The organism is Candidatus Thermoplasmatota archaeon (genome assembly GCA_035541015.1).
Lineage (GTDB): Archaea > Thermoplasmatota > SW-10-69-26 > JACQPN01 > JAIVGT01 > DATLFM01.
The window spans coordinates 1-22,983 of sequence record DATLFM010000024.1; the positions used below are offsets into that span (position 1 = coordinate 1).

A 22,983-nucleotide genomic window follows, 5' to 3' on the forward strand; every position below is an offset into this window, starting at 1 on the left:
CGCAAGCGCTGCGGGGGCCGGCATGGAGGCGATCGTCGTTTCGACGGGCTCGGGCTTTGGCGTCGGGGCCTCCGGAACCGCGGCGGCCGGCGGCGCGGGCGCCACGTCGGCGGCTGCCTTGCGCCGCGAGAACGACGTTGGAAACGAGAAGCGGCGTCCGGACGTCGGCGCGGGGCTTTCCGGCGTTGACGTGCGCGAAGACGGGGCGGCGGGCTCGGTCGGCTTTGGCAACGCGGGCTCCGCCGCCTCGGCGGCCTTGGCGCGGCGGGGCAGCGACACGGCCGGAAGCGACGGCGCGAAGCGGCGCTTCCGTTCGGGCGTCGGCGCCGCGACCCCCGCCGCGGGCTCCGCGGCCGCCGGCGCGACCGTCGGGACGGCCGGCGGCGCGGGCGCGGCCTCGGGCGACGGCTCGGGCGGCGAGTATTCGAGAGGAACAAATCGGACGCCGCGCGGGGCGGCGGGCGCGGCGGGAGTCGCCGGTTCGGGCGCGGACGTCGGCTCGGGGGCGGGCGTCGGTTCGGGCGCCGTCGCGGGGGGCGCCTCGGCGGCCTTCTTCCACGGCAGTCGCATGCTCGTTTCGATGCGGCCGCCTCGTCTTATATTTGTCCCCCGAAGTAGTCGCCGAGGGCCAAGAGGGCGCTTGCCCGGTTGGCGGGGAACGTCTTCACCTTGGCCCGCAAGCGGATCGCGTCGTCCACCTGCGCGACGACGATCTCGCCCTGCGCGGCGCGCTGCTTGTCGAAGCGCACGTAGAACCACAGGTCGTCGGAGAGGCGCGCGTCGGCCTCGGCCGCAAGCTTCGGCCCGTGGCGTTCGCGGAGCGCCTCCATCGTGCGGCGGAGGTCGCCGCCGGAAAGTTCCGCCTCCAAATGCTGGATCGGATTGCCGTGGTGGCCCGTGACGCGCCGCTGGCGCACGGGCGCGGGGCCCACGACGGCGCGCAGCGCCTCCTCGACCTTCTCGATGCGCTCGGTCGCGTGCCCAAAGACGTGGACGCTGGCACGCTGAAAAGGAAGCGCGCGGGGCGCGCGGGCGCGCCCCGGGGGTTCCTCCATGGCCTACTTTGCCTGCCGGCCGTGCGCTCGCAGGCTCGGGCGGACCTTCTCCGCGCCCTTGCCCTTGTACATGAGGCCACGGCCCTTCTGGCCGGCCGAGGTCTTGCCGCGCGTGACGCGCTTGCGGTTGGCCGGGTCCTGGAGCCACTGCAGCTTGGGATCGGACTGGATGACCGGGTGCGACGGATCCACGAGGATGACCTCGTAGAACTTGTGCTTGCCGTCCTCGCCGACCCAGTACGAGTTGAGGACTTCGAGGTTGGGGAACTTCCGCGCGACGCGCTCCTCGGCGATGCGCTGGATGGACTTGCCCATCGTGATCTTGCGGACACCGACGTTGGCCGGCTTGCGCGCGCGCTGGTGACGGCGCTTGCGCAGCGAGCCGCGGCGAACGCGCGTGCGGGCGATCACGAAGCCCTGCTTGGCCTTGTAGCCAAGCGAGCGCGCGCGGTCGATGCGCGTGGGGCGCTCGACGCGGGCCACGACGGCCTCGCGGCGCCAGGCGATGAGGCGGCTCTTGACAAGGTCCTCGAGGGGGCCGTCGCGGGGACGATCCCACAGCTCGCTCATGAATGCGTACGCGGACTTCGACACGATTTCACCTGCCGTTGCGGATTCGCCATCGGCCGAGCGCAGCGAGGCTCCCGGCCCGCCCCGGCCAGGGGCTGGTACAACTCCGGAGGACCCGAAAGGCAAGGCCCATCGGGTGGCGGCTTTGCAAACCGGTTGGGGTATAAAAATGTGGGGGGTGGGAGGGGCCCGAAGCTTTACTGCGCAATTGCGCAGGAAACGTCCTGGCCGCCGGAAAGGACCCACGCGGCCCGCCGCTTTCCCTCCGACCGCGCGACGAGGCCTGCGCGCGCCATGCGGTGCAGGTGGTAGTGCGTGAGGTCCACGCGAAGGCCGGCCGTGCGCGCGATCTCCGTCGTCGTGCTTCCCGGCCGCTCGCCCACGAGGCGCGCGATGCGGCGCGCCGTCTCGGCGGAGGTCGCGTCGGCCGCCGCGACGTCCACGCGCGCCTCGGGCGGGAACCAGTAGATCGAGCGGCCGGCAAGCTGCGAGCGCAGGAGCCCTTCGCGCTCCAAGCGGACGAGGTGGTACCGCGCGGTCGTGAGGTCGACGGAAAACTCGCGGGCAAGGGCTGCGGCCGTCGTTCCGGGCGCGGCGCGCACGCGGTCGTAGAGGCGCCCGCGCAGGGGCTGTGCCAGCATGCGGTCGCGGGCGATGCGGCTGTAGAGCGCGATCGCAAGCAGCGGGAGCGCAAGCGCGGCGGCGAGCGCAAGCGACAGGGGCGACGCGCGCTCGGGCGTCACGCGCGAGGGGTCGATCGCCTCGGATCTTCCCGTCGCCGCGCGGGGCGCGGGAAGCTCGGGGGCCGGCGCCGTCGCGCGGACGTTTGCAAAACCGGGGGCAAGCGACGGAGCCCCGGGCAGGCGCGCGGGGGCGTCCTCGTCGGGCCGGGGCTGCGCTCGGTCGAGCGAGGGGGCGTGCGTTCCCTCGGGAGACGCGCCGGGATCGACGCCGGGTTCCGGCAACCGGACCTCGCCTTCAAGGCGCACGGGTGCGCCCAGCGGGGCGGGCGGCTCCGGCAACGCGATTGGGCCGGTGCCGACGCGGATCTCCACGCCTCCGACGGGGGGCGGCTCGATGCGGACGGAGGTCTCGCGTTGGATCGGAGGCGCGGCGAGTTGCGGGCGCGGCACGCGTTCGTGGTAGTTGTCAGCGGCCGCGCGCGCGTTGTCGAGGCCGCACCGGGTCCATCGTCCCGCGTCGATGAAGTACGACGTGCGGGCAAGGCAGTCGGAGACATCGTCGGCCTCCTCGACGGGACGCGGGGGGAGCGCCTCGGCCGCCGGGCGCGGGAGAAGCGGAGCCAGGTGGTCCCACAGCGCGCCGGCGGCGCCAGTCCATGCGCGAGCCTGCCGGAGGAAGTTCGCCGGGCAGAGCGGATCCGATCCGCACGGGTCGGCGGGCGTGAAGAAGCGTTCCGGATCGACGGGGTCGCGCGCGGGAACGCGCACGCGGGGAAGCTCGACGGCGGCAAGCGCAGCGAGGATCTCGAAGGCCGGCTCGAAGGGACGCAAGGACAACGGCTCCAGGACGACGGCAGGGGCCGTGAGGCTCGCCTCCACGGGCTCGACGGCGGGAATCTCAAGCGGCGCCGCGGCTTCGTGCGAGGCGTCGGCCAGCACGATCGACGCTCGGGCTCCTCGAAGGCCTGCCTCCGCTTCGAAGCCCACGGTCGTCGCGCCGGCGCATCCCGTCGTCACGAGAAGCACAAGGCACGCCATGGGCGCCACGTGGCGCACGCGCACTCTCCCCGCCGCCAGGCGGCCTGGGGTCTCATGAACCTTTTCCCGGCTTCATTCGAAAGCGCTAGGCGCGGGGTGCCAGTGCGCCCGGCCGTCGCCGCCGGACGCTCGGCGCACGAGGCCCGCCGATTCGAGGCGGTGCAAGTGGTAGTACACGGAGTCGAACGGCGCGGCCACGCTTCGGGCGATCTGCGCGCAGCCGGCGCCGGGCCGTTCGCGGACGGCGGCCTCGATCCGCCGGGCCAAGGGGACGCGCACGGCCGAGAGACGGACCACGTCTGGCGCGCGGTCGGGAAGCGTCCAGAAGCCCGCGCCGGCGCCGGGAACGCGGCGAACGTACCCGCGGGCCTCCAGGCGCCGCAGGTGGTAGAGCACGGTCGTGAGGTGCGCCTGCAGCTCCTCTCCGAGGGCCGCCGCGGTGACCCCTTCGCGCGAGCCGACGGCCGCGTAGATGCGGGCGCGCAGCGAATGGTCGAGCTCCTTGCCGGGGCGGATGCGCGAGTAGAGCGCGTAGGCGAGAAGCGGGAGGGCCAGCAGACCCGCGAGCACGGCCGCGGGAATCTCGGGCAAGGCGGCGCGCGTCGGCGGTTGCGAGGCGACCACGGGGTGGACCTCACGCGGGAAAAGCGTTTCGCGCGCCGGTGGGGGCGGGGACGCCGGCGAGGCGGAGGGCGCGTCGACGTGGGGCGCGTTTGCCGAGCCGGTGGAGGGCGCGAGTTGGTCGCCGTGGATGGGCGTCGCGGGGCTGTCGTCCGCGGGCGCGGCGGGCGGGACGTCCGCCGGAACGGGCGCGGGGATTCCCGCCCGCGCGCGGCACGAGACCGTGAGGACGCCGACCTGGCCGCACTCGATCCGCAGGCGCGGGCGGCCGTCGGAGGCTCCATCGACGGAAACCCGAACGCCCGTCACGACCGAGGAGGTGGGCCGCGGCGGCCGGATCTCGTCGCTCACGTGGACGTCCGCCTCCACGGGGTCGGGCGCGGAAAAGGAGACGCCGCGCGATTCGGCGTCGCGAGGCACGTCGTCGCGGCGGGCGTTCGTTCCCAAGAGGATCGTGATCGAGCCGTCGCCGTTGTCCTCAAGACGCGGTTCGATGGATTCGTAGGAGTACGCGGCAAACGCCGGCGCGCCCGTGAGCGCGGCGACGAGGACGCCTAGAACGATCGTGCACCAGGTCCGCACGGCTCTCCCGGCCCCCCTTCCCGGTGTGCGGCGATAAAGCTTGCCGTGCTGCCGTATCGAGGTTTGGAAAACGCTCGGAGAAGGGATATGAAGGTCAAGGCCGGCGGCCTACGCGTTGCGCGCGCCCGGCTCGCGGTCCTTCTCCCGGTTGAGAAGGCGCGTCGTGACCTCGACGAGCGGGTGCTGTCCGAAGTCGTTGATCTGGATGTCGGCAAGCGAGTGCAGGCCGCTTGCGTGGGCGTTGCGCTCAAGGCCAAGCTCGATCTCCGCCTCCACGCGCAGCACGTACGCGTCGAGCTCGTGGAGGCCCAAGCGTTGCGCGGCGACCACGCGGTGGTGCCCGTCGACGAGGATGGGCTGGGGCCGCTTCAGGATGATGAGGATGGGCTCGGCAAGGCCGCGCTTGAGCTCGCGCTTTCGGCCCTCGAGCTCGTCGGCGTAGATCTGCTTTTGCGTGGGCAGGAGGTTTGCGATGGGGACGCGCTGGCGATCGACGGAGACGCGGATGTTGTACAGGCTCTCGATCGTGTCGCGCAGCTTCTCCATCTTCGTGGGCGTCACGCGCTCGATGTGGCTTCGGATGACGTCCGTCGTGCTGACGATGCCGACCATGTGGCCGTCGTCGTCCACGACGGGAAGCTCGCGCACGCCCATGCGGAAGAGGATTCGCGCGGCGTCCTCGAGATCCATGTCGGGGTGCGCCACGATCGTGCCCTTGGCGATGATGTCGCTCACGCGCGCGTCGGGCCGGTGCGCGTTCCGCAGGAGCTCCTTGGGCGTGAGGAAGCCCACGAGGACCTTGCCCTCGGCCACGGGAAGGCCCACGTGTCCCTCCTGCACGATGCGGTCGATGGCCTCGCGGATGGTGAGGCTCGGATGGATCGTGACGACCTCCGTCGTCATGTAGTCCCGGACGAGCGGCTTTGCCACCGGGCGGGCGATGCGGGGCGGCGACGTTAAGCTTTTGGAGCGGGCCGGCGCTCGCGCCGCGTGCGCTTCTCCCTCGCGCCTCTGGCGCTGCTTGCGCTTCTTGCGCCCGCGCTCGCCGGATGCCTTGCGCCCGCCGAGCCGCCCTCGCGCGCGGCGGCGGAGCTCTCGTGCGAGGCGTTCGTCGACCCGCCGCCGACGCCGCAAGCCTCGCCGCGTCCTCCGCCCCGGCTTCCGTCGTTCCCCGCTCCGTCCTCGTCGTTCTCCCGCAACGAGTTCGGGGTACCGCTCATCGAGGCGGAATCGACCGCGCACGCCTGGTTCGTCGCCGGCTACGCGATGGCGCAGGACCGCCTGTGGCAGCTCGAATGGAAGCGACGCGCGGCCGACGGCACCCTCTCCGAGGTGTACGGCGAATCGCAGCTTGGCGCCGACCTCCTCACGCGCACGCGCATGCCCACCTCCGCGCAGCGCGCGGGGCTTCTGGCCGCGCTTGCGCCCGACGTCCGCCTCTCGCTCGAGGCGCACGTGGCGGGCATCAACCGCTGGATCGAGGACGTCCGCGCCGATCCTTCCCGGCTGCCCGGCGAGTTCGTCGCAACCGGCCTCTCGCCGCGCCCGTGGACGGCCGACGACGCCGTGCTCGTCCTCTCGCAAGGCGCCGACTCGGGAAACGAAACGGCGAACGCGCGCCTGTATTTCCGCCTGCTCGACCTCTTCGGCCGGCAGGGCGCCGTCGATCGGCTTGGCGATCTCGTGCCCAGCACGAGCCTCCACGCACCGCCGTCCATTCCACCCCGGGAACTGCGCTACGCGCCCGTCGCCTCGCCGCCGGGGCCGTTTCCCGCGCAGCTTTCGCTCCTCGAACGCGCGCGTCCGTTCTTCGACGCGTCCGCCTCCGTGACGTTCACCCCGCGCGCCGGCCTAAGCGCGTATTCGCTCGTGGACGTCCCGCAGCCGTTCGCCCCGCGCGAAGGCTCGAACGCCGTGGCCGTGTCGGGCGCCCACACGGTCTCGGGCGCGCCGCTGCTGCTGGGCGGCCCGCAGGTGGGCTACGAGACGCCCGCCGTGTACTGGGAGGCCGAGATCCGCTTCCCGGACGCGACCTGGAACGCGTTCGTGAAGCCCGGCGAGCCGCCGCTGCTTCGCGGCCGTTACGGAACCGGCGCGTTCGTGCAGACGACAGGCTACGGGGACCAGCTTGACCTCGTGGTGCTACGTCTCGACCCGGGCGATCCCGAACGCTACCTCTACGGCGACGACCTGCGGCCGTTTGTCCTTCGGCAGGAGACCTTCGCCGTCGCCGACCGGTGGACCACCGCTCGCACCGCCGCGAACGGCCTGCTTGCGCCGCCCGCGCTTGCGCCGCCCCGCGTCGAGACCTTCGCCGTGCGCCAGAGCCACCTCGGACCCGTCGTCGCGTGGGATCCGACGCTTGGCGTCGCGCTCGTCGAGCACGCGACCACGCGGGGCGGCGAGCTCTCGGGCGCGCTCGTGACGCTGCGCGAGGACCTTCCCGCGCGCTCGGCCGATCCGCGATCGCTCTTCGATCTCGTCGACGCGCAGTCCGCCCGGATCACGGGCGGAAACTCGATCGCAGCGTTTGCCGACGGCACGATCGCGCTGTGGCACAACGCCCGCGTGCCCGCGCGCCCGCCCACGTACGACCCGCGCCTTCCGCGGCCCGGCGACCCCGAGACGGAGTGGACGAAGGTCTGGGCGCCCTCGTGCCTCCCCAAGGTGGCCAACCCGCGCCAAGGGTACGTCGTCAACTGGAACAACAACCCCGCGGAGGGCTGGTCCAACATGGACCGCCGGCCGTGGCTTTGGGGCGACAGCCACCGATGGACCGCGCTCGACGGGGCCGTGCGCGAGGCCATCGCGCAAGGCCCCCTCGACGCCGCGCGGCTCAACGCCCTGTACGAGGACGTCTCGATGGCCGACGCCTTCGCCGACGCGGTGCTGCCGCGGCTCCTCTTGCTCGCCTCGCCCGGAACGCCCGCGACCGCCCAGGTCGCCGATTGGCTTTCCTTGGGCCTCCCCATCCGCGACGAGGACGACGACGGCCGGGTGGACCATCCCGGCCTTGCGGCCTACGAGACGTGGCGCGAGATCCTCCAGGAACGCATCTTCGGCGACGAGCTTGGGCCGCACGCTCGCGTGCCCTCGTGGGGAAAGGACCTTTCCGGCTCCAACAACGACGACCACGGAACGAGCGCGTACTCGGAGTCGGTCCTCTTGGCGCTCCTGCGCGGCGACCTCGCGCACGGTTGGTGGGACGACGTCGCCACGCCCGAACGCGAGACGGCCGCCGACGTCGTCGCCGCAAGCCTCGCCGACCTCGACGCGCGCCTGGCCGAGCGTTTCGGACCCTCGCCGGAGGACTGGCGGCGGCCCATGGCCCGCATCCACTACACGCCGCGCGGGTTGGGCCCAGAGCTCTCCATGCCGCAGCAGAACCGCGGCAGCATCAACTACATCGCCGACTTCGGAGACGGCTCCATGCGCACGGTCGTGCCGCCGGGGCAAAGCGGCCACGTCGCTCTGGCCGACGCGCTTGGCGGCCGCTTCGGGCGCCACGTGAGCGACCAGCTCGACCCCTACGTTCGGTTCGACTACAAGCCGGCGTCGGCGCGCTGAAACGCGACCGAATCGCCCACCTGCACGCGCAGCACGCGATGGTACGGGATCATCGTGCCGCCCCGGAGCGCGAGGAACGACGGGCCCACGTCGAGGACGTCGCTTCCGCGCACTTGCGCCTCGTCGCCGGGCGCCCCGCGGTGGCGATACGTGACGACGACGCGGTCGAGATCGCGGGATTCCCATTTGTGGCGATTGAGCAGGTCCCGGATGGCGTTCTCGCTCAGGGGCCCGCCTCCGGCGCGGCCGCCGGCGCGCGGATCTCGTCGACCCACCGCCGCGCCTCCTCCCGCGTCTCGAACAGCCGGATGCGGTCGGTCATGCGGGCCGCCAGCAGCATGAGGTTCGTGAAGTGGCGCGGGATCGGCTTTGCGCCAAAGAGCCCCGCGCGTCCAAACGCGATCGTGTGCAGGAGCTGCGATCCGGCGCGGCGGGCGTCGGCGTCGGCCTGCCCGACGAGCGAAAGGTCGACGAGGATGCGCGCCGAGGCGGGCGATCCCGCGGCCTCCGCGAGCGCCTTCACCTGCCGGCCCATCTCGCGGATGCCCGCGGCGATCTGATCGCCTCGAACGACCACGACGATGCGCCCGTCCTCATCGAGGAACGTCGCGTGGCTCACCCGCTCACCCCTTGCGCTTCTGTCGCTCCCTGGCTAAGTAGCCTGGCGGCCGAGCGGGCGATAGCCTTATCAAGGAGACTCGGACTCGAATCGGTCGTTGACCCCCTCCACGGCCCGATCCGTCGAGCGCATCCACGGCGATTCGCTTGCCGTGGGGCCCCTTGCCCAAGGGTGCAAGCAGTGCGCGCGCGGAGAGAAGCTCGTCCTCTACGTCACGGGCGTCTGCCACTGGAAGTGCTTCTACTGCCCCGTGTCCGCCGCACGGCGCAACAAGGACCAGCTCTACGCGAACGAGCGGCGGATCGACCCCGCCGCGCCCGACGCCGTGGCGCGCGTCGTCGACGAAGCCCGCCTCATCGGCGCGCACGGCACGGGCATCACCGGCGGCGATCCCATGTACGCCCCCGAGCGCGTCGTCGCGTACTGCCGCGCGCTCAAGGATGCCTTCGGCCCGCGCCACCACGTGCACCTCTACACGCAGGTCGACTTCGACCCCGCGTGGCTTGCAAAGCTCAAGGACGCCGGCCTCGACGAGATCCGATTCCATCCCCCCGAGGAGCACTGGAGCGACATGGACGCGGGCCACCACGCGCGCCTCGTCCCCGCCGCGCGCAAGGCCGGCCTTGTCGTCGGCGTCGAGATTCCGATCCTGCCGCCCATGCACGAGGAGACGATGGCGCTTCTCCGGTGGTGCGCGGAAAACGGCGTGCGCTTTGTGAACGTGAACGAGCTCGAGTTCAGCGAGACAAACGCGCGAAAGCTTCTCGCCCGCGGCTTCGACTACGCCTCCGACGACACGAACAAGGTCGCCGGCGCCGAGGCGGCCGCGCGGCGGATCCTCCTCGAATCCGTCGGGCTTCGCATGCCCGTCCACTACTGCTCCTCGCCCTTCAAGGACCGCATCCAGCTCGCCCAGCGCTTCCGCCGCCGCGCCGAGCGCGTGAAGCGCCCGCACGAGATCGTGACCGAGGAGGGGACGCTCCTCCGCGGCGTCGTCGAATGCCCCGACCCCCGCGCGCTGCGGGAGTCGCTGCGCGACGACTTCGACGTTCCGGCCGACCTTGCAGTCGTCCGCAAGGATCGGCTCGAAGTCGCCCCCTGGGTGCTGGAGAAGATCGCCAAACGGATTCCGCACCCGTGCTTCCTGTCGGAGGTCCACCCCACCGACGAGGAGGTCGAGGTCGAGCGCACGCCGCTCAACCGGGCCCGCTCGCGGCCCGTTCCGTGAGCGACAGCCGCGCCTCGCAACGCAAAAGCTCGACGCGCGCTACGGCCGCGCCCGCGCCCTCCTCCACGCGCGCGGTCATCGGCTGCACGTCGCACTGCCAACGCAGGCTCGCTCCGTCCACGTCGGCGCCGGCCGACTCCACGCGGGCTTGGCCCAAGGGCGCCGTCGCGGCGACGTCCAGGAGAAGCGTCTTGTTGGCGTCGCGGAGGGTGGCAAACGCAAACGGCTCGCCGGGAATGGGCGCGCTGCGCGCGCGAACGATGCCCTCGATCGCTTCCACGTCGAGACGGCCCGCGAGCCCGCCCTGCACGCCCACGCTTGCGTTGCGAACCAGAAGGAGCGTCCGGCCGAGGTCGTCGACGCCCTCGTGCGTGGCCCCGCAATCGAGCGCGAGCGTCGAGCGGACGCGAACGCCCACGCAATCGACGAGAAGCCACGACGGCGCAGGAGCCGTCTCCACCACGGGCTCGGATTCGAGCGCCGCGCCGGGCACGCGCGTGGTGCTCGGCGAGGCAAGGAGCAGCCCGCAGGCGGCAAGCGCCAGCAGCGGGCCTACGAACGCGACAAGCCCCCGTCCCATACGTGAGTCGGTGGCGCCGGCGGGGCAAAGAACCTGTGGGCGCGGGAGCGGGGAACGTCCGCCGGCGTTGCGATGAATGTTCATCGCAGCCGCTGGAGCCTTTTTAGAGGCGCTGCCTGTTGTCCGGCCCATGCCCTTTGACCCCGAGGACAACCTGTTCCTGCTGGCCGGCCCCATCCGCATGCACCCGCGGGTCCTGCGCGCCATGGAGCGGCCCGCCATCAACCACCGCGCGCCCGAGTTTGCCGCCGTGGCGCGCGAGCTCCACGACCTCCTCCAGTACGCCTTCGACACGCAAAACCCCGTCCTTGCGCTCACGGGATCGGGCACGCTTGGGATGGAGGCGGCGATCCAAAGCCTCGTCGACAAGCAGGACAAGGTCGTCGCCGTGGCCAACGGCAACTTCGGCGAGCGCATGGCCGGCCTGGCCGACCTCTACGGAACGTGCACGACCGTGAAGGCCGCGTGGGGCCAGCCGGTGGATCTTGCCGCCGTCGAATCCGCGCTGCGCGGCGGCGCGAAGGCCGTCGTGCTCACGCACAACGAGACGTCCACGGGCTTCACGAACCCGCTGCGCGAGATCGCGCGCCTCGCGCACGACCACGGCGCGCTCGTGATCGCCGACTGCATCACGAGCATCGGCGGCATCCCCGTGCCCGTGGACGCGTGGGGCGTGGACGTGGCGATCACGGGAAGCCAGAAGTGCATCGGCGCTCCGCCGGGCCTTGCCTTCGTGAGCCTCTCGCCGGAGGCCGAGCGCGCGCTCAAGCCCAAGAAGTCGTACTATCTGTCGCTCTCGCGGTACCTCGAGAAGTGGCGCAAGGAGGGCCAGTCGCCCTTCACGCCCGCCACCCACCTGTACTTTGCTTGCGTGGAGGGCCTGCGGTTGCTCAAGGAGCAGGGGCGCGAGGCGCGCTTTTCGCAGGTGGCCGCGACGGCGCGGGCGACCCGCGCGGGCGCGCAGGCGCTGGGTCTCTCGCTCTTTGCGCACGAGGCCCACCGTTCGGACACCGTCTCCGCCATCCGGTACCCGTCGGGCGTGGAGGACGCGAAGTTCCGCGGCGCGCTCAAGGAGAAGCGCGGGGTCGTCGTTTCGGGCGGCCAAGGACCCGTCAAGGGCTCGATCTTCCGCATCGGCCACATGGGCACGGTGGGCAAAAACGAGATCGCCGCCGCCTTCGCGGCCGTCGCGGCCACGCTCAACGAGCAGGGCTTCAAGTGCGACGCCGGCGCGGCGGCGCAGGCCGTCTCGCAAGCGTAGTCAACGACGGCGGCGTGCGGGCTCGCGGCCGCTCAGGCGCGTGAGCACGACGCCCCCGCCGTAGCCGCCCAGCCGCTCGCGCACGGCGACCTGCTCGCGCCGGGCGCGGGCGCCAAGACCGTGGAGGTCCGCGTAGGCGCGAAGCGCCTCCCACAGGTCGCACAGCTCGCGGGCGCGCTCGCGGGGCCCGCGCGCTCGCCCGAGCTCCCCGACTTCCTCCGCGAGCTTGCGAAGGAGAAGCGCCTCGCGCTTTGCGGGCGAGCGGACCCGCCGCGAGGTCGCGCGGCGCCCTTGCGCCCGCACGACGGAGGGCAGGCGGTCGCGCACGAGCTTCCCGCCGGGCGGAAGAAGCGGCGTGTCGAGGATTCGGGCGACGGCGTCGGCGACGCGGGCGGGGGGCGCGTCGGGAAGCGCGAGCAGGACCGAGCAGGCGCGCTCGAGCATGAGGTTCACGCTTCCTTCGGGACCAAGCGTGCGGTAGTCCGTTCGGACGCCCACGACGGGGACGCAGCGCGACCACGCGACGCCCACCTCGAAGGCCGTGCCCGAGTCGGCGTCGGCGCCGTCGAGGATCGCGACGACGGCGTCGGCCGCCTGAAGCTCGCGCACGTTCGCCTCGAACGTGGCCTCGCGCTCGCGGAGCGACGGCCGCGCGGGAGGCGGCGCGAACGTCTCGGCCGGCAGGAAGACCTCGTGCCCCTTCGCGCGCAGCCGAGCGCCCACCGCGGCGACGAAGGCGCGGTCGCGCGGCGCGAAGATCGGAGAGGCGAGGTACAGGCGCATGCGGGCGGAATCCCGCCACGCCTCTTCAAGGCGGAGGAATCGTTCACGCCGTCGGGCACGCGGGCAGGAGGACGTTGTCCTGGACGGTCACGCCGTCGGAGCCCTGCACGTGGATCGGGTTTTGGGCGCCCGCGAGCGCGTTTCGTGCGACGAGGCTTCCGTGCGAGCCGAAGGTGATCGCGACGCCGGCGAAGTGGTGTCCGCAGACGACGTTGTCCACGACCTGCGCGCCCGGCGAAGCCGAGACGATGAGCTCCGTCGGGGCGTGGTTGTCGCGCACGTCGTTGCCGCACAGCAAGACGCCGGGAACGTTGTACACGCCCACGCCATGGCCGCGGTTCTCGCGCACGACGTTGCCGCAGAAGACGACGTCCGTCGATTCGCGCAGGCGGGCGCCGAAGGCCGAGTTTCGCTCGAGCCGGTTGCCCGTGACCGTGACGCCAGAGGAGAACTCGACGGCGATGCCGTCGGCGCCGGGAATGAGGAAACAGGCGCAGACCGTCACCGAAATCGCCCATTCCATGCGGACGATCTCGTTGTCGGCCACGACGACGTTTTCCGCGTTGTACAGGTACACGCCCGCGCGGATGCGCTTGTCGAGCGGAACGACGCCGGAGGTGTCGTAGTGCTTGACTTCGACGAGCGAGTCGTGGACGACGTTGTTGCGGATGACGACGTGCCGGGTCGTGTCCTTGAGGAGGATGCCGTCCACGCCTTGGGGCGCGATGTCCCAACCGCAGATGACGTACGGGTCGGCGGGCGTTCCCGCGCCGCCCACAACGCCGTTTCCGGGCCGCGCAAAGTCGTCGTCGCCCAGGATGGCGATCGGGGGGTGGGGCGTTGGGTCCGCGCACGGATCGGTCGTGGTTGCGGCGAGAGAAACCGCCGACGCTGCAGGAACGGTAACCACGACGGCAAGCGCCAGGGCGAGGATTCGGGCGATCATGGCCCGCCCACGCGGCGCCGACGCCAAGCCGTTTGTTCCACCTTCGTGGCACCGCGCCGCGCGCGCTGCGAACCCTTTAAGCCATCGTCCGTTGTGGCTTGGCCGACCATGTTCCGGACGCTGCTTGTGGCCAACCGCGGCGAGATCGCCTGCCGCGTGATCCGCGCCTGCCGGGAACTTGGCGTGCGCACCGTGGCCGTCCACAGCGACGCGGACGCGGACGCGCTCCACGTGCGCCTGGCCGACGCGGCCGTCGCCATCGGTCCGGCCCCCTCGCAGCAAAGCTACCTCCGCCAGGAAGCGATCCTCGAGGCGGCCGAGCGCGCGGGCGCGGAAGCCGTCCATCCCGGCTACGGGTTCCTTTCGGAGAACGCCGGCTTCGCGCGCGCCGTCGGCAAGGCGGGACTCGTCTTCGTGGGTCCCCCGCCCGAGGCGATGGAGGCGCTGGGCGACAAGGTGGCGGCCCGCAAGCTTGCGGTTCGCGAAGGCGTCCCCGTTTCCGCCGGAAGCGAGGGCGCCGTGAAGGACGCCGACGAGGCGCTCGCGGTCGCGCGGCGCGTCGGGTTTCCCGTCATGCTCAAGGCCGCCGGCGGCGGGGGCGGCATGGGCCTTCGCGTGGCCCGCTCCGAGGCCGAACTTCCCCGCCTCTTTGCCGACGCGTCCGCGCAGGCGCTTTCGGCCTTTGGCAACGGCGCCATGTTCGTCGAGAAGTACCTCGAACGACCGCGCCACATCGAGGTGCAGATCCTCGCGGACGCGCACGGCCACGTGATCCACCTGGGCGAGCGCGAATGCTCCATCCAGCGCCGGCACCAGAAGCTCCTCGAAGAGGCGCCAAGCCCGGCGCTCTCCGAAGCCATGCGCCAGAGCGTCGGAACGATGGCGGTGAAGCTCGCGCGCGCCGGGGGCTACCGCAACGCCGGCACGATGGAGTTCCTGCTCCAGGACGGCGCCTTCCACTTCAACGAGGTGAACGCGCGCCTCCAGGTCGAGCACCCCGTCACGGAGATGGTGACGGGCGCGGATCTCGTCCGGTGGCAGCTTCGCATCGCCGCGGGCGAGGAGCTTTCGCTTCGGCAGGAGGACGTGCGGCTGCGGGGGCATGCGATCGAGTTCCGGATCAACGCCGAGGATCCCCTGCACGACTTCCGCCCGAGCCCCGGGCCGGTGCGGCGCCTGCGCGTGCCCGACGGCGAGGGCGTTCGGGTGGACCACGGCCTTCGCGAAGGATGGACCGTGCCCAGCCACTACGACAGCCTCGTGGCCAAAGTGATCGTGCACGGCGCCACGCGCGGCGAGGCCCTCGCGCGCTCCCGCGGCGCGCTCTCGCATCTGGAGATCCGGGGCTTCCCCACGAACCGCGACCTCCACCTCCTTCTCCTCTCCGACCCCGCCTTCCGCAAGGGCGAGCTCTCCACGCGCTTCCTCGAGGAGCGCCCGGTCCTCGCGGACCTGCGCGCCCGTGCCGCGGCCCACGCGGAGGAGGCGCGCCGCCGCGCCGTCGCGCTTGCCGCCGCGCTGGCGCAGGCGCCCGAGGGGGGAATCGGCACCCTCCACCACCGGCACACGACGCCGGCCAGGGTCCCGCGGAGGGACGCCTGATGCACGTCGTCCTCGAGATCGACGGCGAGACGCACGACCTTTGGATCGAGCGCGAGGACGAGCGCGTCGCGATCGAAGCGGGCGACAAGACCTTCTCGGTCGAGGCGCGCCGGCGCGGCAAGACGATCGAGGTCGCCTTCGACGGCCGCACGTTCCACGTCGAGACGCGCGGACCCACGCACGCGCGCATCGACGGCCACCTCGTGGAGTTCCGCGTCGTCGGTTTCTCGCCCGGGGGCGGGCCCGGCCGGCACCGCGCGGGAGCCGCCGGACCGGCGCGCGTGCGCACGCCCATGCCCGGACGCGTGGTGGCCGTGAAGGTCCGCGAGGGCGACGCCGTCCAGAAAGGCCAGGTGCTGCTCGTGCTCGAAGCCATGAAGATGCAGAACGAGGTTCACGCGCCCACGACCGGCCGCGTGGCGAAGGTCCACGCGTCCGAGGGCGGAGTCGTGGAGGCCAACGCGGTGCTCGTCGACCTGGAGGGCTAGGCATGACGCAGGAAACGCGGCAGGGCGCGTCGCGGCCCGCGCGCGGGCTCGAAGACCTCGCGGCCAAGCTCGCCGAGGAGACGCGCCGCCTCCAGCAAGGCGGCCCCGCGAAATACCGGAACGCCCTCAAGGAGGAGGGCAAGCTCTTCGTGCGCGAGCGGCTGCACCTGTTCTTCCCCGGCGGCCTCTCGTACGAGGACGGCCTGTTTGCCAACAACCGCAACCCCGACCTTCCCGCCGACGGCATGGTGACGGGCGTGGGCGAGCTCGACTCGCGCACCGTGTACGTCATGGCCAACGACTACACCGTGAAGGCCGGCAGCATGGCCGAGAAGGGCGTGGAGAAGTTCCTGCGCCTGCAGGAGCGGGCCCTGCGCGCGCAGAAGCCCATCCTCTACCTCGTCGACTCGAGCGGCGCGCGCATCACGGACCAGTCCGGCTTCTTCGCGAACCTCCGCGGCATCGGGAAGTACTTCTACTATCATTCGCTCCTCTCGGGCGCCATCCCGCAGATCGCGGTTCTCTACGGCCCGTGCGTCGCCGGGGCCGCCTACACGCCCGTCTTCTGCGACTTCACGATCATGGTGCGCGGCATGAGCGCGATGTGCATCGCCTCGCCGCGCATGGTCGAGATGGTGACGGGCGAGACGATCGGCATGCAGGAGCTCGGCGGCGCCGACCTCCACGCGCGCGAGAGCGGGTCGTGCCACCTCGTCGCGGAGAGCGAGGAGGACGCGGCGCGTCTCACCTGGCGCCTGCTCTCGTACCTTCCGGACAACCACGCGCAGAAGCCGCCCCAGTACGAGGCCGTCGCGCCCGCGCGGCCGCCCGCCGACATCGCCGGCATCGTGCCCAACGATCCCAACGCCGCCTTCGACATGCACGAGCTCCTCGACTGCCTCGTGGACGCCGATTCGCTCCTTGAGCTCTCGCCCGACTATGCGCCCGAGCTTGTGACCGGTTTTGCGCGGCTGGCCGGGCGCGTGGTGGGCATCGTCGCCAACAACAGCCGTCACCGCGCCGGGGCCATCTTCCCGGCCTCCGCCGACAAGGCCGCCGAGTTCATCCTCAAGTGCGACGCGTTCAACGTTCCCCTCGTGTACCTCTGCGACACGCCCGGCTTCATGGTGGGCCTCGACGTGGAGAAGCAGGGCATCCTCAAGCGCGGCAAGAAGTTCATCTACGCGACCTCCACGGCGACGGTGCCCAAGTTCTGCGTCGTCGTGCGCAAGGCGTACGGCGCGGGCATCTACGCCATGTGCGGGCCGGCCTTCGAGCCGGAAGCCACGATCGCGCTCCCCGGCGCCGAGATCGCCGTGATGGGGGCCGAGGCCGCCGTGAACGCCGTCTTCCGCCGCCACATCGACGCCGTGCCCGAGGGCCCCGAGCGGGAGCGGTTCGTGGCGCAGAAGCGCGAGGAGTACCGTCGCGACATCGACGTCCACGTCATGGCCGACGACCTCGTCGTGGACGCCGTCGTCCCGCCGTCCGAGCTTCGGTCCGAGCTCGTGCGGCGGCTGCACGCGGCCCGCGACAAGACGTACGCGCTTCCGCCCAAGCGGCACGGGACGGTCATCTAGTCGCGCCGTCGCGGGACGAGCGAGCGGGGCCGGCAGACGGCGACTTTCGCAAGGGCCGCAACCGAAGCCCGCAAGAACTCGGCGCGAAGGTGCGGACGCATGAACCGGGTTTTCGAGGGCACCGACGACCTTCTCCACATCGTGCTTCGCGGCGAACAGACGCTCGACGGGATCGAGTGGGCCTTCGACGAGGTCGCCCGCCACGTCCGTCTTCGTCGCAACCGGGCCGCCCGCGTGCGTCTTCTCGTGGACACCGTCGAGGCCCGCATGGACGGGCACCACCGGCGCAAGATCGAGTCGTGCGCGTCCTCGTCCGAAGCCGAGCGGGTGGCGCTCTCCGGCGCCGGCATGCTGCACGGCGTCGTGGGCAACCTGCGGCTTCGCGCCTCCGGCACCGACGCGCGCGTCCGCTGGGTCCGCGCGAACGCCGACGCGCGCGAGTTCCTTCTGCACGGCGGGCTTTCGACGTCCCCGGCCGACCGGGCAAGCGCCGCGGAGTGGTGACGCCTTCAGTCCGTGGCCGACCGCAAGAGCGTGCCGGGAAGCACCCAGTAGTGGTCGGGCGGCTCGCGGCACAGCGCGCCCTCCAGGCGCTTGGCCAGCTGCTCCAGCGCCTGCAGCGTGATGGCGGTGGGGCGCGTCACCCGGATCGCGCCGACGGTGCACTCCCCGCACAGCGTGAGCGACCGGGCGGGGCAATCCAGACGGTGCAGGGGCGAGCGCGGCTGGCGGCACACCGAGCAGACGGGCGCTTGGCTTGCCATGCCCGTTCGTCCGGCGGCAGCCCACGTAAGGTTTCGGCCAACGATGAGCACCGCGAAACGATCCAGGCGGGCAAAAGCTCAAGCCGCCCGCGCGACTCTTCGCAAGCGCTTTGCCCTCGTTGCGCGTGCAATCCGAGTACGAGCCCGCCGGCGACCAGCCGCAGGCGATCGCCTCGCTCGTGCGCTCGATCGAGCGCGGCGACGAGCGCGCCACGCTCCTTGGCGTGACCGGATCGGGAAAGACCTTCACGATCGCCAAGGTGATCGAGCAGCTCCAGCGACCCACGCTTGTCATCTCGCACAACAAGACCCTCGCCGCGCAGCTGTACGCGGAATTCCGGGAGTTCTTCCCCGACAACGCGGTCGAGTACTTCGTCTCCTACTACGACTACTACCAGCCCGAGGCGTACCTCCCGACGACGGACACCTACATCGCCAAGGACTCGGCCCGCAACGAGGAGATCGATCGGCTGCGCCTGTCGGCCACGCAGAGCCTCCTCACGCGGGGCGACACCATCGTCGTCGCCTCCGTCTCGTGCATCTTCGGCCTTGGCAACCCCCACGAGTACAAGGCCGCCCACCTCGTGCTCGAGCAGGGCCAATCGATCGAGCGCGACGTCGTGCTCGCGCGCCTGGTCGACATGCAGTACAAGCGCAACGACTTCGAGGTGCAGCGCGGCTGCTTCCGCGTCCGGGGCGACACGGTCGACGTGGAGAGCCCCGACGGGCTCGACGTCTTCCGCATCGAGTGGTTCGGGGACGCGATCGAGCGCTTGACGCGCATCGAGCGCGTCACGGGCCGCACGCTCACGAACCTTCCCGCCGTCGCGCTGTATCCCGCCAAGCACTTCGTGACCCCCAAGGACGAGATCGAGCGCGTCTGCCAGGCCATCGAGCAGGAGCTCGCCGAGCGCCTGTCCGAGCTTCGCGCCGGAGGCAAGCTCGTGGAAGGCCAGCGCCTCGAGCAGCGGACGAACTTCGACCTCGAGATGATCCGCGAGGTCGGCTACTGCTCGGGCATCGAGAACTACAGCCGCCACTTCGACGGACGCACGCCAGGCGAGCCTCCGTACACGCTCCTCGACTACTTCCCCAAGGGGGAGTTCCTGACCGTGGTCGACGAGAGCCACGTCACGCTCCCGCAGCTTCGCGGCATGCACGCGGGCGACCGATCGCGCAAGGAGGTGCTCGTGGAGTACGGCTTCCGCCTGCCGTGCGCCCTCGACAACCGCCCGCTGCGGTTCGAGGAGTTCGAGGCGCGCGTCGGCCAAGTCGTGTACGTGAGCGCCACGCCCGGCCCGCACGAGCGCAAGGTCTCCCGCGCGATCGTCGAGCAGCTCGTGCGGCCCACGGGCCTCCTGGACCCGGAGGTCGAGATCCGCCCCGCCAAAGGCCAGGTCGAGGACCTCCTCTCCGAGATCCGGGCGCGCATCGAGCGCAAGGAACGCGTGCTCGTCACGACGCTTACGAAGAAGATGGCCGAGGACCTCACGAAGTACTACGAGGACCTCGGGCTCAAGGTCCGCTACCTGCACAGCGACGTGGACACGCTCGACCGCATCGACCTGCTCGAGGACCTCCGCGCGGGCGCCTTCGACGTGCTCGTCGGCATCAACCTCCTGCGCGAAGGGCTCGACCTTCCCGAGGTCTCGCTCGTGGCCGTGCTCGACGCGGACAAGGAGGGGTACCTGCGCAGCGAGACGAGCCTCGTGCAGACGATGGGCCGCGCCGCGCGCAACAAGGGGGGGACGGTGCTCCTCTACGCCGACCAGCTCACGGACTCGCTTCGCCGCGCGGTCGAGGAGACGCGGCGCCGCCGCGCCGTGCAGGCCGCCTTCAACGAGCGCCACGGCATCGTCCCGCGCACGATCGAGAAGGCCATCCGCCGCATGCGCGAGCGGGAGAAGGAAGCCATCGAGGAGGTCAAGCGGGAGGCCACGACCGAGGCCGAGCTTGAGGTCCTGATCACGGAGCTCTCCGGCAAGATGCAACTTGCCGCCAAGCGGCTGGACTTCGAGGCGGCGGCGTACTATCGCGATCAGATCCGAAAGCTCCGCGGCGCGGAGCCCACGGGTCAGAGGGTCGTCCGAAGGAGCTTCAAGGGCGTGACCGGGCGGGACTAGCGGCCTTGTCCGGCGACGTCCGACACGAGCCTTCGGAGCGTGTCCGGAACGTCGTTTGCCGCCGCCTTTTGCTCCAAGACGGCAGGATCCACGCGCGCACGGTGCGCGGCGTAGAGGAGGATCGCTTGTTCCCAGTCGGTCGTGGACTTCCAGAACTTGGCGGCCAGGAGGCGATCGACGATGGCGTCCTCGACGGTGACGGCGTACACGGGCAAACCTTCCACCTCGTGGAGGACGACCGTCTCGGTCCGTCGCAGCGAGTCCTTCGGAATCTCGACCACGAGGCCCAAGTCCTCGCGGTAGAGGTGGCGCCCTTCCTTGCCAAAGCCGGCCTGACGCATGACGTCCTCGATCGCATTCCAATTGCCGATGAGGTCGACGTCACCGGTGGTGTACAGCCCGGAGGTGTAGAACTCGACGAGGGCCCCGCCGACGAGCACCGCGCGCTGCCCGCCAGGCAGGTGCTTGTTCAGCAGGCCCACGAACAGGATCCTCCGATCCGCCGGCGAACGCTCCGCAAGGAGGCGGACGAGCTCGTCGGCGAACCGGGAGCCGCCCGGATCAGCCGCCTTCAACGGTCACCCGCCCGGAAGCGATGCGGTCCCGCCACTGGCGGTCGGCGGCTCGTCCCAGCAGAAGGAGCTCACGCAGGTCCCTGCCCTTCTTGAGGACGGGCCGGCCTCCCCGAAGCGACTGGACGGCCTCTTGCACGAGCGGGTTCTCCCGAAGCAGATTCTCGACGAGTCGGCTCACGTCCTCGGATCGCTCCTTGGCGAGGGCGCGCAAGGCCGCCGCGAGCTCGGGCGTCACGGAGATGGACAGGCGGCTTACGGGCATGATGTTACTATAGTAATACCAAGGTCATAAACCTTGCGAAGCCGGAAGCAAGACGCACGCGGCTTGGACCTCCTGCTCGCCCGTACCTTGAAGGCTGGGCCGCGCGGCCCAATCGCTTGCGCCGGCGGCAGCCGCAAGGCCGCCCACGAGTCGACGTCGAACGCCTCCGTGGTCGGGGGGCCCTTAACCGCCCGCCCTTCCAAGCACCTCGCGCGCCGTTTCGGTCGCGCGGTAGCGCTTGACGCGTCCCTCGCGCCAGGCCTCGACGAGGCCTTGCTTCTCGAGGATGTCGAGATGGTGCAGGGCGGTGGGCGGCGAAAGGCCGACCGCGGCGGCAAGCTCGGTTTGGCTTGCGCCCGCACGGGCGAAGATGCCGTGCAGGAGCGCCCGGCGGGAGGGTTCCCGGACCGCGACGATGGCCTTGGCAAGCGTGGGGGGGAAGTCTTTGGTGAAGTAGCGGCGGGTCTTGCCGTCGCGGACGAGGGAGACGAAGCCCTCGCGCGAGAGCTTCTCGAGATGCCAGGTGGTGGGCCCGTCGGCCAGGCGCACGGCGTCCTGCAGCTCCTTGAACGAGGTGCCCGGTTTGGCCGTGATCATGGAGAGCATGTCGTGCCGGGTCCCGTGGTCGAGCACCTGGATTCCCGTGATGCGGGAATACATGCCTTCCTTGGCAAGCTTCCGGGTCCCTCGGGGTTTGCGCGGCTTGGGCTTGGACGCCATGGATCGCATACGCATCCCTTGTCGTCCCCCAAGTAGTATTCCGTTTCGGGCGAACCTATCAAATCCTCGCTTTTGGGCCTCCAAAGGGCGCAAGGCTCATGCCACGGGAGGGGCCCTCCTGGCGGGGGCTTGCATGGTACCCACGTACGTCCGGTTCGGCGCTTTTCTTGCGGCCTTCGTCCTCCTGGCCGGCTGCATCGGCTCGCCCGAGCCGGTCTCGACCGCGTCCGTCGAGGGCCCCGCGGAGCTTTCCGTCGAGGTTCCGCTGCTCGCGACGCTGGGCTTTGGCGGTTGCGTCGAGCAAATCGCCGTCTTCACGATTCCGTCCTCCGTCTTGGGTCCCCTTCCGCCGGGGTTCAAGGCGTCGAGCCTCGATCCCGCCGGCGCCACTTCGCTGATCGTCACGATCGCGTACCGCTGCGAGCAGACCCAAGTCGGCGACGCGCAGGCGACCTCGACTGTCATGCTGGGCCTCCTGGCCGTCGACCCGCCGGCGGAGCACGCCGGCGAGGGCTTCGACCATTACGGGATCGTCGTGGGCGGTTGGGCCGACACGCCGGGCGTGGCGGACGTCCTTGCCTCCTGGAAGCTGCCCAACGTGGGCCTCGGAAAGGTTCGCCTCGACGTCGCGCAAACGCCGCTTGGCCAGACCGGAAGCTCGCACGGGGAGGACGAGGATTTCTGGATCTCCATCGACACCGTGGTGACCGGCAGCCCCACCAAGGGCGAACCCTCGGCGGCGCGGCTGTACATCGTCGAAGACGCAACGCTTCTAGGGTACGTCGACTCGCGGGATCGCGCCGGCGCCATGGGTCTCGAGGGCACCGCCGTCCTGCGGCAGGCTTTCCTGCCGATTCCCGTTCCCTTTGCCCAGCCGGGCCTCGGGTTCCACATCTGGGGCGAAGGCTACGGGTTCGATTTCGAGTACGTTCCCCTGAAGGCGGAGGCCTAGCCCGGCGGGAGGGCAGACCCATCCCGACTCCGCGCGTTCAGCCGAAGATGAAGCCGACGCCGCCGGCGGCGGCTTCCTCCTCGTCCTTGATCTTCTGGCGGATGGCCTCGGCGTCCTTGGCCTCCTGTCCCCCGAACGCCTTCACGCGGTCGCGTGCATGTTTCAAGGCCTCGTCGCTGCCCTCCACGAGAACGTAGAGGTAGCCCTCTTCGAGGCCCAGGGATTGACCCTCCTTGACCACGATGGTCTGCTTTCGGAGGAGGTCGGCGACCTTGTCGTAGACGAGCTTGCCGGTCGCAGGGTCCTTCACGTTGATTTCCAACGCCTGCTCCCACTTGGGCTTGTCCGACTTCTTGATCTCGAAGACCGCAAAGGCCATGCGAA

The 22,983-nt window shown here is 71.0% G+C and carries 25 protein-coding genes; 9 read left to right on the plus strand and 16 right to left on the minus strand.

The window, feature by feature from the left end; all coding sequences use genetic code 11:
* The 6 genes from VM681_02170 to VM681_02195 all read right to left on the minus strand — a co-directional run.
* Nucleotides 1-570, minus strand: a 570-nt coding sequence (locus VM681_02170) for a hypothetical protein (protein HVL86807.1), incomplete at its 3' end; no start/stop codon positions are given.
* A 26-nt stretch (nucleotides 571-596) separates the two neighbouring features.
* The gene (locus VM681_02175; GenBank protein HVL86808.1) at nucleotides 597-1,055 is read right to left on the minus strand and encodes an RNA-binding domain-containing protein; all 459 of its coding nucleotides are present in this window, start codon (nucleotides 1,053-1,055) and stop codon (nucleotides 597-599) included.
* 3 nt (nucleotides 1,056-1,058) lie between these two features.
* Entirely contained in the window at nucleotides 1,059-1,649 is a 591-nt protein-coding gene (locus VM681_02180) for a 50S ribosomal protein L15e (protein HVL86809.1), read from the minus strand.
* A gap of 173 nt (nucleotides 1,650-1,822) precedes the next feature.
* A complete protein-coding gene (locus VM681_02185; GenBank protein ID HVL86810.1) occupies nucleotides 1,823-3,370 on the minus strand; it encodes a helix-turn-helix domain-containing protein in 1,548 nt (515 codons plus the stop codon).
* Between the two features lie 48 nt (nucleotides 3,371-3,418).
* Nucleotides 3,419-4,549, minus strand: coding sequence for a helix-turn-helix domain-containing protein (locus tag VM681_02190; protein ID HVL86811.1), 1,131 nt, complete (start codon nucleotides 4,547-4,549; stop codon nucleotides 3,419-3,421).
* A 108-nt stretch (nucleotides 4,550-4,657) separates the two neighbouring features.
* Nucleotides 4,658-5,479 carry a CBS domain-containing protein gene (locus tag VM681_02195; GenBank protein ID HVL86812.1) on the minus strand — a complete coding sequence of 274 codons (822 nt, stop codon included), beginning with the start codon at nucleotides 5,477-5,479 and terminating at the stop codon, nucleotides 4,658-4,660.
* A gap of 60 nt (nucleotides 5,480-5,539) precedes the next feature.
* On the opposite strand from VM681_02195, the gene VM681_02200 reads away from it, so the two are divergent.
* Nucleotides 5,540-8,116 carry a penicillin acylase family protein gene (locus VM681_02200; protein ID HVL86813.1) on the plus strand — a complete coding sequence of 859 codons (2,577 nt, stop codon included), beginning with the start codon at nucleotides 5,540-5,542 and terminating at the stop codon, nucleotides 8,114-8,116.
* Here VM681_02200 and VM681_02205 read toward each other — a convergent pair.
* Both VM681_02205 and VM681_02210 read right to left on the minus strand, forming a co-directional pair.
* Nucleotides 8,092-8,391, minus strand: a complete 300-nt coding sequence (locus VM681_02205) for an RNA repair domain-containing protein (protein HVL86814.1) — start codon at nucleotides 8,389-8,391, stop codon at nucleotides 8,092-8,094. The genes VM681_02200 and VM681_02205 overlap by 25 nt on opposite strands.
* Nucleotides 8,340-8,735, minus strand: a complete 396-nt coding sequence (locus VM681_02210; protein ID HVL86815.1) for an STAS/SEC14 domain-containing protein — start codon at nucleotides 8,733-8,735, stop codon at nucleotides 8,340-8,342. The genes VM681_02205 and VM681_02210 overlap by 52 nt, the downstream gene beginning before the upstream one ends.
* A gap of 97 nt (nucleotides 8,736-8,832) precedes the next feature.
* Here VM681_02210 and VM681_02215 point away from each other — a divergent pair, with 97 nt between their 5' ends.
* Entirely contained in the window at nucleotides 8,833-9,963 is a 1,131-nt protein-coding gene (locus VM681_02215) for a radical SAM protein (protein HVL86816.1), read from the plus strand.
* Here the strand turns inward: VM681_02215 and VM681_02220 are convergent.
* Nucleotides 9,932-10,543, minus strand: a complete 612-nt coding sequence (locus tag VM681_02220; GenBank protein ID HVL86817.1) for a hypothetical protein — start codon at nucleotides 10,541-10,543, stop codon at nucleotides 9,932-9,934. The genes VM681_02215 and VM681_02220 overlap by 32 nt on opposite strands.
* Nucleotides 10,544-10,673: 130 nt before the next feature.
* On the opposite strand from VM681_02220, the gene VM681_02225 reads away from it, so the two are divergent.
* Nucleotides 10,674-11,804 (plus strand): alanine--glyoxylate aminotransferase family protein, encoded by a 1,131-nt coding sequence (locus VM681_02225; GenBank protein HVL86818.1) that lies wholly within the window; start codon nucleotides 10,674-10,676, stop codon nucleotides 11,802-11,804.
* Here VM681_02225 and VM681_02230 read toward each other — a convergent pair whose 3' ends face one another.
* Nucleotides 11,805-12,587, minus strand: a complete 783-nt coding sequence (locus VM681_02230) for a nucleoside 2-deoxyribosyltransferase (protein HVL86819.1) — start codon at nucleotides 12,585-12,587, stop codon at nucleotides 11,805-11,807. It lies immediately after the preceding gene.
* Nucleotides 12,588-12,630: 43 nt separating this feature from the next.
* The gene (locus VM681_02235) at nucleotides 12,631-13,533 is read right to left on the minus strand and encodes a right-handed parallel beta-helix repeat-containing protein (GenBank protein HVL86820.1); all 903 of its coding nucleotides are present in this window, start codon (nucleotides 13,531-13,533) and stop codon (nucleotides 12,631-12,633) included.
* A gap of 108 nt (nucleotides 13,534-13,641) precedes the next feature.
* Here VM681_02235 and VM681_02240 point away from each other — a divergent pair, with 108 nt between their 5' ends.
* The 4 genes from VM681_02240 (at nucleotide 13,642) to VM681_02255 (ending at nucleotide 17,707) form a co-directional block, all read left to right on the plus strand.
* Nucleotides 13,642-15,135: an acetyl-CoA carboxylase biotin carboxylase subunit gene (locus VM681_02240; GenBank protein HVL86821.1), complete on the plus strand. Its 1,494-nt coding sequence runs from the start codon at nucleotides 13,642-13,644 to the stop codon at nucleotides 15,133-15,135.
* Complete coding sequence (locus VM681_02245; protein HVL86822.1) at nucleotides 15,135-15,623, plus strand: biotin/lipoyl-containing protein; 489 nt, start codon at nucleotides 15,135-15,137, stop codon at nucleotides 15,621-15,623. Before VM681_02240 ends, VM681_02245 begins: the two co-directional genes overlap by 1 nt.
* Nucleotides 15,624-15,625: 2 nt before the next feature.
* Nucleotides 15,626-17,203: an acyl-CoA carboxylase subunit beta gene (locus VM681_02250; GenBank protein ID HVL86823.1), complete on the plus strand. Its 1,578-nt coding sequence runs from the start codon at nucleotides 15,626-15,628 to the stop codon at nucleotides 17,201-17,203.
* Between the two features lie 99 nt (nucleotides 17,204-17,302).
* Nucleotides 17,303-17,707, plus strand: coding sequence for a hypothetical protein (locus VM681_02255; GenBank protein ID HVL86824.1), 405 nt, complete (start codon nucleotides 17,303-17,305; stop codon nucleotides 17,705-17,707).
* A gap of 5 nt (nucleotides 17,708-17,712) precedes the next feature.
* Here VM681_02255 and VM681_02260 read toward each other — a convergent pair whose 3' ends face one another.
* Complete coding sequence (locus VM681_02260) at nucleotides 17,713-17,967, minus strand: hypothetical protein (protein HVL86825.1); 255 nt, start codon at nucleotides 17,965-17,967, stop codon at nucleotides 17,713-17,715.
* 110 nt (nucleotides 17,968-18,077) lie between these two features.
* On the opposite strand from VM681_02260, the gene uvrB reads away from it, so the two are divergent.
* The gene (gene uvrB, locus VM681_02265; GenBank protein ID HVL86826.1) at nucleotides 18,078-20,090 is read left to right on the plus strand and encodes an excinuclease ABC subunit UvrB; all 2,013 of its coding nucleotides are present in this window, start codon (nucleotides 18,078-18,080) and stop codon (nucleotides 20,088-20,090) included.
* Here the strand turns inward: uvrB and VM681_02270 are convergent.
* The 3 genes from VM681_02270 to VM681_02280 form a co-directional block, all read right to left on the minus strand.
* A complete protein-coding gene (locus VM681_02270) occupies nucleotides 20,087-20,665 on the minus strand; it encodes a hypothetical protein (GenBank protein ID HVL86827.1) in 579 nt (192 codons plus the stop codon). The two genes, uvrB and VM681_02270, sit on opposite strands and share 4 nt — an antisense overlap.
* Nucleotides 20,652-20,927 (minus strand): hypothetical protein, encoded by a 276-nt coding sequence (locus tag VM681_02275; protein ID HVL86828.1) that lies wholly within the window; start codon nucleotides 20,925-20,927, stop codon nucleotides 20,652-20,654. The genes VM681_02270 and VM681_02275 overlap by 14 nt, the downstream gene beginning before the upstream one ends.
* Before the next feature lie 183 nt (nucleotides 20,928-21,110).
* On the minus strand, nucleotides 21,111-21,587 hold the full coding sequence (locus VM681_02280) for a winged helix-turn-helix transcriptional regulator (GenBank protein HVL86829.1): 477 nt from the start codon (nucleotides 21,585-21,587) through the stop codon (nucleotides 21,111-21,113).
* A gap of 193 nt (nucleotides 21,588-21,780) precedes the next feature.
* Here VM681_02280 and VM681_02285 point away from each other — a divergent pair, with 193 nt between their 5' ends.
* Complete coding sequence (locus tag VM681_02285) at nucleotides 21,781-22,599, plus strand: hypothetical protein (GenBank protein HVL86830.1); 819 nt, start codon at nucleotides 21,781-21,783, stop codon at nucleotides 22,597-22,599.
* Between the two features lie 37 nt (nucleotides 22,600-22,636).
* Here the strand turns inward: VM681_02285 and VM681_02290 are convergent, their stop codons facing one another.
* The gene (locus VM681_02290) at nucleotides 22,637-22,978 is read right to left on the minus strand and encodes a hypothetical protein (GenBank protein ID HVL86831.1); all 342 of its coding nucleotides are present in this window, start codon (nucleotides 22,976-22,978) and stop codon (nucleotides 22,637-22,639) included.
* Nucleotides 22,979-22,983: the final 5 nt, after the last annotated feature.